This is a genomic window from Novipirellula aureliae, assembly GCF_007860185.1.
GTDB classification, from domain to species: domain Bacteria; phylum Planctomycetota; class Planctomycetia; order Pirellulales; family Pirellulaceae; genus Novipirellula_A; species Novipirellula_A aureliae.
In genome coordinates this window covers 355,373-368,324 of the sequence record NZ_SJPY01000007.1, presented here as the reverse complement: position 1 = coordinate 368,324, position 12,952 = coordinate 355,373, and the positions used below count along the sequence as shown (strand labels likewise).

At 52.4% G+C, this 12,952-nt stretch carries 15 protein-coding genes; 12 read left to right on the top strand and 3 right to left on the bottom strand.

Annotation, left to right across the window (positions count from 1 at the left end):
- Window positions 1–18: 18 nt before the first annotated feature.
- Window positions 19–834, bottom strand: a complete 816-nt coding sequence (locus tag Q31b_RS21495) for a hypothetical protein (protein WP_146601712.1) — start codon at window positions 832–834, stop codon at window positions 19–21.
- A gap of 374 nt (window positions 835–1,208) precedes the next feature.
- Between Q31b_RS21495 and Q31b_RS21490 the strand changes: the two genes are divergently transcribed.
- The 12 genes from Q31b_RS21490 to Q31b_RS21440 all read left to right on the top strand — a co-directional run bounded on the left by Q31b_RS21490 (window position 1,209) and on the right by Q31b_RS21440 (window position 9,877).
- Window positions 1,209–2,360: an efflux RND transporter periplasmic adaptor subunit gene (locus tag Q31b_RS21490; protein ID WP_146601711.1), complete on the top strand. Its 1,152-nt coding sequence runs from the start codon at window positions 1,209–1,211 to the stop codon at window positions 2,358–2,360.
- The gene (locus Q31b_RS21485; protein WP_146601710.1) at window positions 2,357–3,571 is read left to right on the top strand and encodes an ABC transporter permease; all 1,215 of its coding nucleotides are present in this window, start codon (window positions 2,357–2,359) and stop codon (window positions 3,569–3,571) included. The genes Q31b_RS21490 and Q31b_RS21485 overlap by 4 nt, the downstream gene beginning before the upstream one ends.
- 3 nt (window positions 3,572–3,574) lie before the next feature.
- Window positions 3,575–4,336, top strand: coding sequence for an ABC transporter ATP-binding protein (locus tag Q31b_RS21480; RefSeq protein WP_146601709.1), 762 nt, complete (start codon window positions 3,575–3,577; stop codon window positions 4,334–4,336).
- Window positions 4,337–4,422: 86 nt separating this feature from the next.
- The gene (locus tag Q31b_RS21475) at window positions 4,423–4,746 is read left to right on the top strand and encodes an ArsR/SmtB family transcription factor (RefSeq protein ID WP_146601708.1); all 324 of its coding nucleotides are present in this window, start codon (window positions 4,423–4,425) and stop codon (window positions 4,744–4,746) included.
- A gap of 94 nt (window positions 4,747–4,840) precedes the next feature.
- Window positions 4,841–6,166 carry a permease gene (locus tag Q31b_RS21470; protein WP_146601707.1) on the top strand — a complete coding sequence of 442 codons (1,326 nt, stop codon included), beginning with the start codon at window positions 4,841–4,843 and terminating at the stop codon, window positions 6,164–6,166.
- Between the two features lie 19 nt (window positions 6,167–6,185).
- Window positions 6,186–6,419 carry a thioredoxin family protein gene (locus Q31b_RS21465; protein WP_146601706.1) on the top strand — a complete coding sequence of 78 codons (234 nt, stop codon included), beginning with the start codon at window positions 6,186–6,188 and terminating at the stop codon, window positions 6,417–6,419.
- A gap of 35 nt (window positions 6,420–6,454) precedes the next feature.
- The gene (locus tag Q31b_RS28540) at window positions 6,455–6,610 is read left to right on the top strand and encodes a hypothetical protein (RefSeq protein ID WP_197172001.1); all 156 of its coding nucleotides are present in this window, start codon (window positions 6,455–6,457) and stop codon (window positions 6,608–6,610) included.
- A gap of 42 nt (window positions 6,611–6,652) precedes the next feature.
- Entirely contained in the window at window positions 6,653–7,042 is a 390-nt protein-coding gene (locus tag Q31b_RS21460) for a putative zinc-binding protein (protein WP_146601705.1), read from the top strand.
- 30 nt (window positions 7,043–7,072) lie between these two features.
- Window positions 7,073–7,717 carry a nitrophenyl compound nitroreductase subunit ArsF family protein gene (locus Q31b_RS21455; protein WP_146601704.1) on the top strand — a complete coding sequence of 215 codons (645 nt, stop codon included), beginning with the start codon at window positions 7,073–7,075 and terminating at the stop codon, window positions 7,715–7,717.
- Between the two features lie 45 nt (window positions 7,718–7,762).
- On the top strand, window positions 7,763–8,173 hold the full coding sequence (locus tag Q31b_RS21450) for a nitrophenyl compound nitroreductase subunit ArsF family protein (RefSeq protein ID WP_146601703.1): 411 nt from the start codon (window positions 7,763–7,765) through the stop codon (window positions 8,171–8,173).
- A 150-nt stretch (window positions 8,174–8,323) separates the two neighbouring features.
- The gene (locus tag Q31b_RS21445) at window positions 8,324–9,088 is read left to right on the top strand and encodes an aromatic aminobenezylarsenical efflux permease ArsG family transporter (protein WP_146601702.1); all 765 of its coding nucleotides are present in this window, start codon (window positions 8,324–8,326) and stop codon (window positions 9,086–9,088) included.
- Window positions 9,089–9,877, top strand: a complete 789-nt coding sequence (locus Q31b_RS21440; protein WP_146601701.1) for a C-GCAxxG-C-C family protein — start codon at window positions 9,089–9,091, stop codon at window positions 9,875–9,877. It abuts the gene before it with no gap.
- 492 nt (window positions 9,878–10,369) lie between these two features.
- Here the strand turns inward: Q31b_RS21440 and Q31b_RS21435 are convergent, their stop codons facing one another.
- Window positions 10,370–11,416 (bottom strand): transposase, encoded by a 1,047-nt coding sequence (locus tag Q31b_RS21435; RefSeq protein ID WP_146601700.1) that lies wholly within the window; start codon window positions 11,414–11,416, stop codon window positions 10,370–10,372.
- A gap of 394 nt (window positions 11,417–11,810) precedes the next feature.
- Window positions 11,811–12,857: a transposase gene (locus tag Q31b_RS21430; RefSeq protein ID WP_146601699.1), complete on the bottom strand. Its 1,047-nt coding sequence runs from the start codon at window positions 12,855–12,857 to the stop codon at window positions 11,811–11,813.
- Window positions 12,858–12,952: the final 95 nt, after the last annotated feature.

The following is a 12,952-nucleotide window of genomic DNA, read 5'->3' as shown; positions in this document are numbered from 1 at the left end:
GCAGTCAGGTAACTAGCGTTATTTCGCGGGGCCACACGGCTGGCCTGGGGCACACGTTCCGCCAGGGCAACAGGACGAGGAACTTAACTTCGTCAGTTGCTGGACGATTTCATCTTTCGTTGCGTTCTCTTGGAAAGTCGCAACGGGTTGACCTGGCGGAGTCAAGACGACCGTGACAGCCTTGTTGGCTTTTGTATCGACCTTCAACGATTGCAAGAAGTTCGCTTCGGACGGATCGGCAGCATTGACGTTGACGATCTGCGACGATTCAGCGAATTGGGGATCGACCGACAAGTCACGCACGCCTTGAAACGCCTTCGGTTCGTCGGTCATCTTCACGCATAGCAGAACTACCTTGCGATCCTGGAGCGCCTTCAAGCACGACGCAGTGCCCGTGCTGACCACGGCTTCGCGTAGCTGTTGCTCGTTAAAGTTCACCGGCAGAGCTTTCGTCACCGCACCGTTGGGGGCAATCGCCAAAACCAACGGCATTGGTGCACGACTGACGCCATACTCCTTTACGATCGCCGCGTTCTGCGGATCTGTGATTTGGATCGCGACCGTGTCAGCATGGTCCGACATCTTGCCGGTGGCATCTTGGAACACTCGCTGCATCGACTGGGTTTGCTGATCGTCCTGTTTGTAGAAAAAGACGAACAGGTACTTTCCATTGCGAGCGGCTTCCTGCACGGCATCATTCCCTGCACTTTGGGAAACCGCCGAGGTTGCCGTCAGCTGCTGGGCGTGACCTGGGCTGCTGTGGGCAAACAAAAACGCACCCGCCATGGATGCGGCAATGACGATGCGTTGGATTCGCCAGTGACTCAATTTCATTTCAAACTCCTTCTAAAGGGTGAGGTGATGTTCGCCTGAGTGGACAGCGAGGCAGGGAAAGCCAAATTCGCTTATGGGCGAAGCATTGTGCGAGCTTAGCTTATATTCGGCTAGGCAGATATAGCAGTTTAGTCGATTCGCAGTTTTTTCGTCGGATAGCGAAAAAGGGTGCAATCCCCAGCAAATAAGCGACTTGACCTTTTCTGCGTATTTGGCTAAACTGCCAAATACGCATTGCCGATAAAGAGCGAGCCAGCAAGAAGGTGGTCGCAACTAACAACGCTTTACGGCATCGCCTGCTTCATTTGCCGAATACGCCATTGAATCCAGTTTGCCTTTCAAAGAACCAGCGAAAGATATCGAGCACACGTCGCATGAGAACCCAACGCCTCCTAAACCTCGCCAAACTGCTCGGCGTCATTGCGCTGATCGGCTATGCGGTTTACTACTTCCAAACAATCCCCGTGGCAGTTTCCTCCCACACCGTCGAGCAAGACACCATCGTCGAAGAAGTCATGGGAACGGGAACACTCGAGGCCCGCGTCAAGACAACAATCAGTCCCAAAATCTCGGGACGCATTGCGGAGGTACTCGTCGATCAAGGACAAACCGTTGCCTCGGGAGAACTGCTGGTGCGATTGGATGACGAGGACCTGCAACAGCAAGTCAAAATGGCGGAAGCGACCGTTGCAACGGCGGAAGCTTCGGTGAAACGATTTGTAGCAGAAAATCAGCAAGCCGCGTCCGTGTTTGATCAATCCAATGCCGACTTTGAACGCGCAAAGTCATTGCTTAAATCTCGGGCGACCAGCCAAGCCGAGTTTGATGTCGCTCGTGAAGCGTTCGATGTCGCCAAGTCGGGAATCGCCAAAGCGGAGGCAAGCCTGGAAGAGGCGAAACAGCAAGTACAATTGGCAAAGCAGTCTTTGAAATACAATCAGGCTCGTTTGACCGATTCACGCATTGTCGCACCTTTTGACGGATTGATTGTCGAGCGATTGCGTGATGCAGGTTCGATCGTGGTTCCCGGCACGCCTGTCCTGAGTCTGATTTCGCTCGATGAGCTTTGGATTTCGGCGTGGGTAGACGAGACAGAGATGAGCGGTTTGCAACCGGACCAGCCCGCCAGAGTCGTGTTCCGTTCCGACGCCGATGCGGATTTTACCGGGCAAGTGGCCCGATTGGGAAAGCAAACGGATCGCGAAACACGGCAGTTCACTGTGGATGTGCGTGTGCTTGAGATGCCCGAGAATTGGGCCGTTGGTCAACGAGCTGAGGTTTATATTGAAACTGACCGTGCTGAGAAAGCCGTCGTGTTACCCGCCAATTTTGTTCGGTTGCAGGATGGTAAACCTGGCGTCTTTACTTTGCAAAACGAACACGCACGCTGGCAACCTATCCAACTGGGGATGAAGGGGCGTGGAAAAGTGCAAGTCACTTCGGGGTTAGCGGTTGGAGATGAAGTTGTGACTCCTGCAGTGGCGGGCAAATCAAGCATCCAAGGGCGACGGGTCGTAACACAATGAACCTCGCAATCAAAGACATCTACAAGAATTTTGGACGTTTTTCACTGACCACATTCGGCATCGGTATGTTGCTAATGATCGTCATGGGAATGGCCGGCATCTATCGTGGATTGCTAGAGGATGCCACTCTGCTTGTCGATAGCATCGGGGCTGATTTATGGATTGTTCAGCAAGATACACGGGGACCGTTTGCTGAGATTTCACGGGTTCCGACAACGCTGGTTTATCGAGCTGCCGCTGTGCCAGGTGTCGAATCCGCTCGCGAGTTTGTATTCCACACCATTCAGCGAAGGAGGGACGAAAAACTACTTCGCATGTCGATTTTGGGGCTAAGTTGGCCAGACGACAACGGCGACTGGTTGAAATTGGTCGAAGGCAGACCGTTAGAACAGAACCACTTCGAGATGATTGCTGACAAAAGCCTTGGATTGGACGTCGGTGAAGTCATTCCGTTGGGGAAAGATGAGTACACGATCGTTGGACTTACCAAGGGGATGGTCAGCACCGGTGGTGACGGAATGGCCTTCACGACCGTTCTCGATTCCCAGTCAATTCAGTTTGATTCGCCACCTGAGGCGATTCGACTTGAACGCGCTGCGCGAGACCATCGTGGAGAAACGAATGAGGTTTTCTTGCGGCAGCCTCAATTGACTGACCAACTGGCATTGCCAGGCTCTCAACTGCCAGCGGTTGCGGCTCCGATGCTAAGTGCTGTCATCGTCAAGTTAAAACCTTATGCCGACCCGACCGAAGTGCAATCCGTTATCGAGGGATGGCAGGATGTGTCGGTCTACACCACTGCAGGGCAAGAAGAACTGCTGATCCAAGGCATGGTCGACAAGGCACGTCGTCAGTTGGGAATGTTCCGAGTTTTGTTGACCATCATCGCGGGCATCATTATGGCATTGATTATCTATACATTGACTCTCGATAAACTGCATGCGATCGCGCTGCTGAAATTGATCGGAGCGCCCAATCGCGTGATTCTTGGGATGATTTTTCAGCAAGCGTTATTGATGGGCAGTTTAGGTTACGTGATTGCCTATAGCGTTGGCAGTCGCTTGTTTCCGTTCTTTCCTCGGCGTGTCGTTTTATCGAATCCCGATTTGATTCAGTTGGCTGTTGTCGTACTCGTGATCTCGTTGCTTTCTAGTTTGCTGGGCATTTGGAAAGCAATGAAGGTCGAACCCAATAACGTCTTGATGGGATAAGCCATGGTTGAATCGGAACAAGACATTGCACCTGCCCCCTCAACGCCGTTGGCGATCGAGACGCGAGGATTGCGGAAAGTCTACGGAAGCGGGAATACCGAAGTCGTCGCGATGCACGATGCCACTATGAAAGTGCGGAATGGCGAGGTGGTTGCGTTGCTCGGCCCCAGTGGAGCCGGAAAGTCAACATTCTTGACCGCAATCGGACTCATCAATCCTCCCACGTCGGGCCAGATTTGGATTGGTGGAAAGCTCGTCATGGATGGCTCTGAGGCGCAGGTGGATGTTCGCTCATTTCGTCGAAAGCATATTGGGTTCGTTTTTCAAAAGTCGAACCTGATTGATTTTCTTAACGCTCGCGAGAACGTGCAGATTGCAATGGAGCTAAACGGGGATCGTCCGCGTGTTGCCCGTCAACGTGCAATTGAGTTACTGGAAGAACTTGGCGTCGGCGACCGTGCCGATCATCGAATTTCGATGCTGTCCGGGGGACAACAACAACGTGTTGCGGTTGCGCGTGCATTGGCAAATCGGCCGAGCATCATTTTGGCGGATGAACCAACTGCGGCGCTCGACAGTCGCCTGGGAAGACAAGTGATGGAGCTGTTCCGACGGATTGCTCACCAGCATGGTGCGGGGGTGATTGTGGTCACGCACGACCACCGAACGTTAGAAGTATTCGATACACTTTACGAGATGGAAGATGGGGCGATTCATAAGCACGTCGAGGGGCTGGTTCAGCGAGCCGACGGCGAGGTTGCTTGACCGAAAAAAAATCTGAAAAGACCACTTGGCGAAAGTTACCCATTTGGCTAAACTGCCAAATACGCATTGACGATAAAGAGAAGACCATGAACAAAAAAGAATTTGCCAAATACGAAGCACGTGCCCAAATCTTCAAAGCGCTCGCCCATCCCGCTCGATTGCGGATCATGGACGAACTGACGCAATATGATGAACGGTGCGTGTGCGATTTGACTGCACTGATCGGCTCCGATATGTCGACCGTGTCGAGGCATTTGTCCGTCCTGAAGAACGCTGGTTTGATCGGCGTCGAGAAACGTGGCCAAATGATGTTCTATCGCTCAACCGTTTGTTGCCTTTCGGGATTCTCCGACTGCGTCGAAAAGGTTCTCGCTAGCAACATGGCCGAACAACGGGCACTGCTGAAATGAAATCAGCAGACGGTTAAAATTTTTTACCACAACATTTGGCGATTACGCCAAGTAACCACTTAGCAAAGTTTAACTAAGATCGAGGATTCAGCGGATGAATGCGAAACAATTGTTAATTTTGGGATCGCTCGTAGGCGTCTTTCTGTTCGCCTACTACGTGAATTTCACCAGCCCTGAGATTCAAAACGCGATCCACGAAGCGTTCTATATGTTGCAGTGGTATGTGCGTTACCACACACTTGCCTGCGTCGTTCCCGCCATGTTCATTGCCGGTGCAATCTCGGTATTCTTTTCCAAGGAAGCGGTGCTGCGACACTTGGGTCCGAAAGCGAACAAGGCCGAAGCGTATGGAGTGGCTTCAGTATCGGGGACGGTGTTGGCCGTTTGCTCGTGCAGCGTGCTGCCGATGTTCGCAGGCATCTATCGTGTTGGAGCGGGATTGGGGCCTGCGTCCGCTTTTCTTTATGCTGGACCCGCGATCAACGTGATGGCGATTTTTCTCACGGCCCGAGTGCTTGGATTTGACCTGGGGATCGCCCGCATTATCGGCTCGATCGTGTTCGCGGTGATCATTGGTCTGATCATGTCGGTCATCTTTCGTAGTGATGAAGAAGAACGGACCGCAGCAGTGATGCAATTGCCTGAGCCTCCACCTGCGAAACGCAAGTTATGGCAGACCGCTTTGTTCTTTGTCTGCATGATCTTTTTTCTCGTATTTAGCGATTGGGCAAACCCGAGTCAAACTGAAATCGTCAAGACGGACGGAACAACGATGAACGCCTCGGTGCTGATCCGCACGGCGCAGATTTACCGGGTTCAGCTTCAAGAGCCATTAGGTGATTTACCTAAGGGTGCAAAGATGATGCTCGACGTGAAGGACATTGCGTCCGAAAGAGATTTGACGCCTGACAATTACAAATGGGTCGCGTGGGTCTATCACCATCGCTGGTACTTTGCGGGCGTGTTGTTCTTGGCGGTCCTGGCAATGTCGTGGGGATGGTTCGACCGCCAAGAGCTGGCCGACTGGATGTCGGAAACTTGGAGTTTTTCTAAGTCGATTATACCGTTACTATTCGGTGGTGTTTTGGTGACGGGTTTTGTGGGGGCATTGATTCCCGAAGAGATCGTGGCGAGCTGGGTTGGCGGCGATAGTTTCAAATCCAATTTGATTGCTTCGATGATTGGCGGCATGTGGTATTTCGCAACGCTGACGGAGATTCCGATTCTTGAGGCACTGCTTGGTTTGGGAATGGGACGGGGGCCAGCGTTATCGCTGCTGCTTGCCGGGCCTGCACTTTCGCTGCCCAGTATCGCGGTGATCTACAGCGTCATAGGATTTAAGAAGACGCTTACCTTCGTAGCTCTGACGGTTGTGATGAGTACGATGGTGGGGATGATCTTTGGTTGGTTTTTCGTTTAACAAAAAAGGAAGGTATCTGATGAAGTTGATTCAAATTTTAGGAACAGGTTGTACCAAGTGTGAAAACCTGAAGGCGAACGCTGAGCAGGCGGTTCAGCAATCGGGCGTGGAAGCCAAGATTGAGAAGATAACGGACATCGTCAAGATCACGAGCTTTGGTGTGATGATGACGCCGGCCCTGGCGATCGATGGTGAAGTGAAAGTCGTCGGGAAGATACCATCGGCGGATGAAATCGCGAAGCTGTTGATTTAAGTACTCTCTAACGTCGAATGACCGGAGTATTGACGATGCAATCCGATATTTCTCGCCGTCGTTTTCTTGGTGCAGCCGGCGCTCGGTTGTGGAACGATGGAGGTGACGATATCAGCACCGATGAGTTTGGCATCCAAACGGCCAAGAATCTCGGCAAGAGGGTCGCCGAAGTCACGCTGCGTTTGAAATGATTTTGCGATGAGCCTATTTGAAATTTGCAGAAGGTAGAGAGCATGGATAACACAGAAAACCAAAAAAACAGTTGTGCGTGCAGTGAAGCTCCCAAGTTGATCTTTGCTTGCTCGGGTGCTGCCGACGTTGGACACGTATCCGATCTCGCAGCAAGAAAACTGAGTGCCGAGGGCGTCGGCAAGATGTTTTGCTTAGCGGGAATCGGTGGCCGAGTTAGCGGTATTGTCGAAACCACGCGAGCCGCTTCATCAATCTTGGCGATTGACGGCTGCCCGCTCGATTGTGCTCGCAATTCACTTGAGCAAGCCGGATTTACCGACGTCCAGCATATTCGGCTATCGGATATGCAGATGGAAAAAGGTAAGACGCCACCTAATCAGGAAAACGTCGACAAAGTGGTGCAACAGGGCCGAGCTTGCCTCATCGCCTAGTGCCGTCCCCCTAAACATGGAAACAAGCTGATGGATTTACAGAAAGCACTAAGTATCTGTCTGATTTCGTTCTTTGCAGCGACAGTCGTGGTTTTGATCGCCCGCGCTCTCGACTCACAGGCGGCAAGTCGCTTGGAGCCTCAGTTGACTCGGATTGCCGACGAACTGGAGGCGATACGGGCCTCAGGTGGATTGGCGAGCATGACGGTCGGCGATGCCGAGGATATTGCCGTCAGCGATGGCGTTGTCGTCAATTACTTCTACAGCAACACACGCTGCGCAACGTGCCGAGCGATCGAAGCACAGACGGAAGAGACAATTCGAGCAGATTTCGCGGAAGAACTCGACAGTGGAAAACTCTCTTGGAAGACGCTCAATTACGAGCAAGACAGAAACTCAGAGCTGACAAGCCAATTTGAAATCGTCATGCCCGTTGTCGTGCTCACTCGGTTTGAAGATGGAACCATGGTCGATTGGAATCGGCTGGACCAAGTTTGGGGACTGGTTAGTGACAAACCAGCCTTTGCCGAAATGATACGAGGCGAAGTGAACAAGATGCTTCGTGAGTCGCAAGGCAGCGATTTAGAAACTACGGACTCTGAAAACAATGAGTCAAATGGCAATGATTCGATTCCATTGCCCGACAGCGATGGAATTCCTTTACCGACTCCGTAAGCACGGGGTTGATTTTATTTTCCAGACCTCAACAGGAGAAATGTTATGTACCGATTTACGCTAATGACAATTGTTGCGTTTTCCAGCTTACTTGGCTCCACTGCGATTGCCGCTGAACCGCCTGCGGATCGAGTGGTGGCAATGTATTTTCATCGCACCGAGCGTTGCCCGACATGCAAGATGATGGGAGCCTACTCCGAAGAAGCCATCAAAACAGGATTTGCCGAGAAGCTGAAAGATGGCACCGTTGAATTCCGTTATATCGATTTTCAGAAGAAGGAAAACGTTGCCTTAGCAAAAGCTTACAAGGTCACCGGTCCCGCTTTGATCATCGCGAAAATCGAAGACAACAAAGTCGCCAAATACACGGACTTGAAAGACATCTGGACCAAGGTTCGCGAGAAACCCAAGTTCATCAAATACGTTCAAGAGAACGTCACAGGTTTTACGCAGTAACCGGAGCTATTCTTGTTTAACGACAAGCCGTAGGCGTGGGCTTTAACGACAAGCCGTAGGCGTCGGCGAGTCTAGGAAAACGCGGTCGCCTATCGGCTTGGCGTTAAACGAATTACGTGAATTAACAGTACGCCACACAAAGGATTGGCAATGCTCACTTACCTTCTTTACTTAATCGCCGCGTTGTATTTAGGCGTTCTGACTTCGATCAGCCCCTGTCCACTCGCGACGAATATCGCTGCGATTTCGTACATCGGAAGTAAGGTCGAAAACGGTCGCTTGGTCATTCACGCGGGGTTGCTTTACACGCTCGGACGTTGTGTTCTCTACATCGCACTCGCTGGGCTGTTGACGTTGACCAGTCTCTCGATTCCATCGGTATCACTTTTCTTGCAGAAGTACATGCACCTCGCTTTAGGACCGATTTTTCTGATCCTCGGGATGTTTCTGGCCGGCCTCGTCTCAGTAGCCTTTGGTGGCGGCATGATGAACGAGAAGCTGCAAAAGCGAGTCGATTCAATGGGGGTATGGGGAGCACTGCTTTTGGGCATCTTGTTTGCTATCTCCTTTTGTCCAACCTCAGCCACTTGGTTCTTTGGTCTGTTGGCATTGACCTTGGGGGCGGACTCAGGCGCAATCACAAGCGTACTAACCAGAATCGGCATTGCACTACCATCCGCATCGGTTCCCGGCGGTGCGTTTGTGCTTCCGTTGGTGTATGGCATTGGCACTGCGCTGCCAGTCTTGGTCGTCGCGTTTCTTTTGGCCTACAGCGCCAAATCGGTTGGCCAGACTTTCAAGGTACTCACCAAAGTCGAGTGGTGGGCGAGAATGACGACCGGGTGGGTGTTTATCTTGCTCGGCGTGTATTTCTCCTTGGCCTACGTTTTCGATATTTCCTTCACTATGACTTAGATGAAATCAATCATGACTCAGATCAATCGACGCAAAGCGTTCACGTCACTTGGAATGATCGGCAGTGCCGCTATGTTCGCGGGGTGCAGTGAAAGTGGCCTCGGGGTCGCGAATGCACAATCACACTCCGCTCCGGTTTGGAACTATGTAAAGCTTGATCCTACTGAAGTAGCCGACCGTACTTATCGCTTGTATTCCGAAGGTGGGTGTATGTACGGCCTTGTCGGAGGAGTCCTTGGGGCATTGGCGGACAAGGTTGGTGAACCGTTTCGATCCTTTCCGATCGAAATGATGCGCTACGGCGACGGCGGCGTGGGAGGCTATGGTTCACTATGCGGCGTAGTCAATGGCGGATCGGCGTTGATCGGAATGTTTCACCATGAGAAGCCAAAGGAGCAGCGAGAAGCCATGATTGCCGAACTGGTGGTCTGGTACGAGACAACACCGCTGCCGCAATACAAACCAGTGAACCCAGAATGGGCGGACGACGCAGAGCCGAGCGTCTCGGGTTCAATCTTATGTCATCTTTCAACAAACCGATGGTGCGACGCCAGCGGTTACGAAGCGTTCAGCATGGAAAAGAAGGAACGTTGTCGACGGCTGGCTGCCGATGGAGCAAGTAAAGTTGTCGAATTGCTCAATCGCGACCTTGATGGAGTCCAGATATTGGGCGAGCTAACACCACAGGTTCAATCATGTATCGATTGCCACGGCCAAGAAGAGATGGGCAACACCATGGTAAAAATGAACTGCGGAGCGTGCCACCAATTCGACGGCAAGCATCCTTGATTCAGATGGACTCACGGGTCGCCTAAGGCCTCTTTAAGTCATTTGGCTAATCGCTATCGTCGGAGGGAGAATCTTAGGGACAGAGCATCATGTCAGGTGATACAGCCACACCCCGGGCAGAAGAATCTTAGGGACAGAGCATCATGTCAGGTGATACAGCCACACCCCGGACGGACGCTGTCGGGATTTTTGCTTTGCTATTGCACCGGATCGTCAAATAGCGTGTGGAAGAATCTTAGGGACAGAGCATCATGTCAGGTGATACAGCCAGAAGAATCTTAGGGACAGAGCATCATGTCAGGTGATACAGCCACACCCCGGGCAGACGCCGTCGTGATTTTTGCTTTGCTATTTCACCGGATCGTCAAAGAGCGTGCATGCGAACCAGGGAGATAGGCTTTTTACCTCGAAATGGCCGTATTGGGTGCGTACCTTCATCCTGGGGCAGCTCAAAGAGCGTCACGAAAAGGAGGGAAATCGAAGAAGGGGCACTCAGTCCGGGAGCGTCAATAGCTCGCGAGCACGGCGGCGGAGATGGTAGCGGCGGTGCGTGCGGTGACAACGCATCGAATCGACACTCTCGGGGCGTCCAGCAATGCTGCAGAACAATTTCCCAAAGTCCTTCACCAGTTCGCACCAAGTCGCTTGCTCGAGTCCCAACCGAACCAAAATCGGTGGTGCAGCCGAAGGCGTCACTCCGCGTTTGCCCGGCGCCACTTGCCGAGCTGTCCAATCGAGTAGCTTCAAGTAATCCACGAGCGAAATCGGTAAGAAGCCTTTATCACTACAACGATTGCCGCTATCGCTAGCACAGGGACCTACGGGATCAAGCTGCTCATCGATCGACAGAGGTGCCAAGAAAGCATCCGGCTTGTCTTCGCTTGGTGACTCACTTTTCATCGCCTCGATTCGTTTTTGCACCGACGTATGATCGCTCTGCTCCAGCGTTTCCGCCATCGCGGCACGAATCAGGTTCAAATCCACGTAAGCGGCACAGGCCATCAGGGATGCTTCGTCCGTCAATCGAGTTGCACGGTAGCGATCTTGGAAGAACCGGCCCGACTCCTGTTCCTCGCGATTCGCTCGCATCGCAACGCGTTGACACAACAGCCGCATCCACCAACTGAAACTGCTCAGCCGCTCGCGGATTTCTTGGCATTTGATTGGACAACCAGCGATCGATTTGAGTTCTGGCTCGCTTGGCGGCAAAGGCGACCCGTCGGATTTGCGGCGGTGTGGACAGAGCATCAACCAGCGCCGAGCCACCTCCCTATCGCTCCAGGTCGCCACCAGATCGGGCCGCGATCTTAGGATCAAGTGGATGTGGTTGTCTAGTATTGCAAATGCTAGCAAATCTAAAGAGAAAAATTCTGCAAACTGTTGCAGATACTTTTCGATCCAGATTTTCCGGTGGTCGAAGTTTTTGCCGGACACTTGGTCATTTCCCATCAGGAAACAGCGTCGGCAGGTCCGATTGTACAGATGGGCGATAACGACCTCATGCGGATCAAACACTTTGCTACGTGCCAACCGAACCATCACACACCTCCCGAGAGAAAAGCATCAGCAGAATCACCAGGAATCCTATACCTCGGTTAGGGAAAAGGCAAATCCACCAAAATCATGCTCTGTCCCTAACTGATGTCTTGCTTTGCTATTGCACCGGATCGTCAAATAGCGTGTGTGCAAGCCAGTGAGATAGGCTTTTTCCTCGGGAGAATCTTAGGGACAGAGCATCATGTCAGGTGATACAGCCACACCCCGGGCAGACGCCGTCGTGATTTTTGCTTTGCTATTGCACCGGATCGTCAAAGAGCGTGCAGAACCAGGGAGATAGGCTTTTTACCTCGAAATGGCCGTATTGGGTGCGTACCTTCATCCTGGGGCAGCTCAAAGAGCGTCACGAAAAGGAGGGAAATCGAAGAAGGGGCACTCAGTCCGGGAGCGTCAATAGCTCGCGAGCACGGCGGCGGAGATGGTAGCGGCGGTGCGTGCGGTGACAACGCATCGAATCGACACTTTCGGGGCGTCCTGCAATGCTACAGAACAATTTCCCAAAGTCCTTCACCAGTTCGCACCAAGTCGCTTGCTCGAGTCCCAACCGAACCAAAATCGGTGGTGCAGCCGAAGGCGTCACACCGCGTTTGCCCGGCGCCACTTGCCGGGCTGTCCAATCGAGTAGCTTCAAGTAATCCACGACTGTAATTGGTAAGAAGCCTTTATCACTACATCGCTTGCCGCTGTCGCTAGCACAGGGACCTACGGGATCGAGCTGCTCATCGATCGACAAAGGTGCCAAGAAAGCATCCGGCTTGTTTTCGCTTGGTGACTCACTTTTCATCGCCTTGATTCGTTTTTGCACCGACGTATGCTCGCTCTGCTCCAGCGTTTCCGCCATCGCGGCACGAATCAGGTTCAAATCCACGTAGGCGGCACAGGCCAGCAGGGATGCTTCGTCCGTCAATCGAGTTGCACGGTAGCGATCTTGGAAGAACCGGCCCGACTCCTGTTCCTCGCGATTCGCTCGCATCGCAACGCGTTGGCACAACAACCGCATCCACCAACTGAAACTGCTCAGCCGCTCGCGGATTTCTTGGCATTTGATTGGACAACCAGCGATCGATTTGAGTTCTGGCTCGCTTGGCGGCAAAGGCGACCCGTCGGATTTGCGGCGGTGTGGACAGAGCATCAACCAGCGCCGAGCCACCTCCCTATCGCTCCAGGTCGCCACCAGATCGGGCCGCGATCTTAGGATCAAGTGGATGTGGTTGTCTAGTATTGAAAAAGCTAGCAAATCTAAAGAGAAAAATTCTGCAAACTGTTGCAGATACTTTTCGATCCAGATTTTCCGGTGGTCGAAGTTTTTGCCGGACACTTGGTCATTTCCCATCAGGAAACAGCGTCGGCAGGTCCGATTGTAGAGATGGGCGATAACGACCTCATGCGGATCAAACACTTCGCTACGTGCCAACCGAACCATCACACACCTCCCGAGAGAAAAGCATCAGCAGAATCACCAGGAATCCTATACCTCGGTTAGGGAAAAGGCAAATCCACCAAAATCATGCTCTGTCC

Bases quoted from the DNA above. Each gene is read 5' to 3' on its own strand.
- Q31b_RS21495 (WP_146601712.1), bottom strand. From the start codon at position 834: ATGAAATTGAGTCACTGGCGAATCCAACGCATCGTCATTGCCGCATCC.
- Q31b_RS21460 (WP_146601705.1), top strand. From the start codon at position 6,653: ATGGATAACACAGAAAACCAAAAAAACAGTTGTGCGTGCAGTGAAGCT.
- Q31b_RS21445 (WP_146601702.1), top strand. From the start codon at position 8,324: ATGCTCACTTACCTTCTTTACTTAATCGCCGCGTTGTATTTAGGCGTT.
- Q31b_RS21435 (WP_146601700.1), bottom strand. From the start codon at position 11,416: ATGGTTCGGTTGGCACGTAGCAAAGTGTTTGATCCGCATGAGGTCGTT.
- Q31b_RS21470 (WP_146601707.1), top strand. From the start codon at position 4,841: ATGAATGCGAAACAATTGTTAATTTTGGGATCGCTCGTAGGCGTCTTT.
- Q31b_RS21475 (WP_146601708.1), top strand. From the start codon at position 4,423: ATGAACAAAAAAGAATTTGCCAAATACGAAGCACGTGCCCAAATCTTC.
- Q31b_RS21485 (WP_146601710.1), top strand. From the start codon at position 2,357: ATGAACCTCGCAATCAAAGACATCTACAAGAATTTTGGACGTTTTTCA.
- Q31b_RS21490 (WP_146601711.1), top strand. From the start codon at position 1,209: ATGAGAACCCAACGCCTCCTAAACCTCGCCAAACTGCTCGGCGTCATT.
- Q31b_RS28540 (WP_197172001.1), top strand. From the start codon at position 6,455: ATGCAATCCGATATTTCTCGCCGTCGTTTTCTTGGTGCAGCCGGCGCT.
- Q31b_RS21450 (WP_146601703.1), top strand. From the start codon at position 7,763: ATGTACCGATTTACGCTAATGACAATTGTTGCGTTTTCCAGCTTACTT.
- Q31b_RS21455 (WP_146601704.1), top strand. From the start codon at position 7,073: ATGGATTTACAGAAAGCACTAAGTATCTGTCTGATTTCGTTCTTTGCA.
- Q31b_RS21430 (WP_146601699.1), bottom strand. From the start codon at position 12,857: ATGGTTCGGTTGGCACGTAGCGAAGTGTTTGATCCGCATGAGGTCGTT.
- Q31b_RS21465 (WP_146601706.1), top strand. From the start codon at position 6,186: ATGAAGTTGATTCAAATTTTAGGAACAGGTTGTACCAAGTGTGAAAAC.
- Q31b_RS21480 (WP_146601709.1), top strand. From the start codon at position 3,575: ATGGTTGAATCGGAACAAGACATTGCACCTGCCCCCTCAACGCCGTTG.
- Q31b_RS21440 (WP_146601701.1), top strand. From the start codon at position 9,089: ATGAAATCAATCATGACTCAGATCAATCGACGCAAAGCGTTCACGTCA.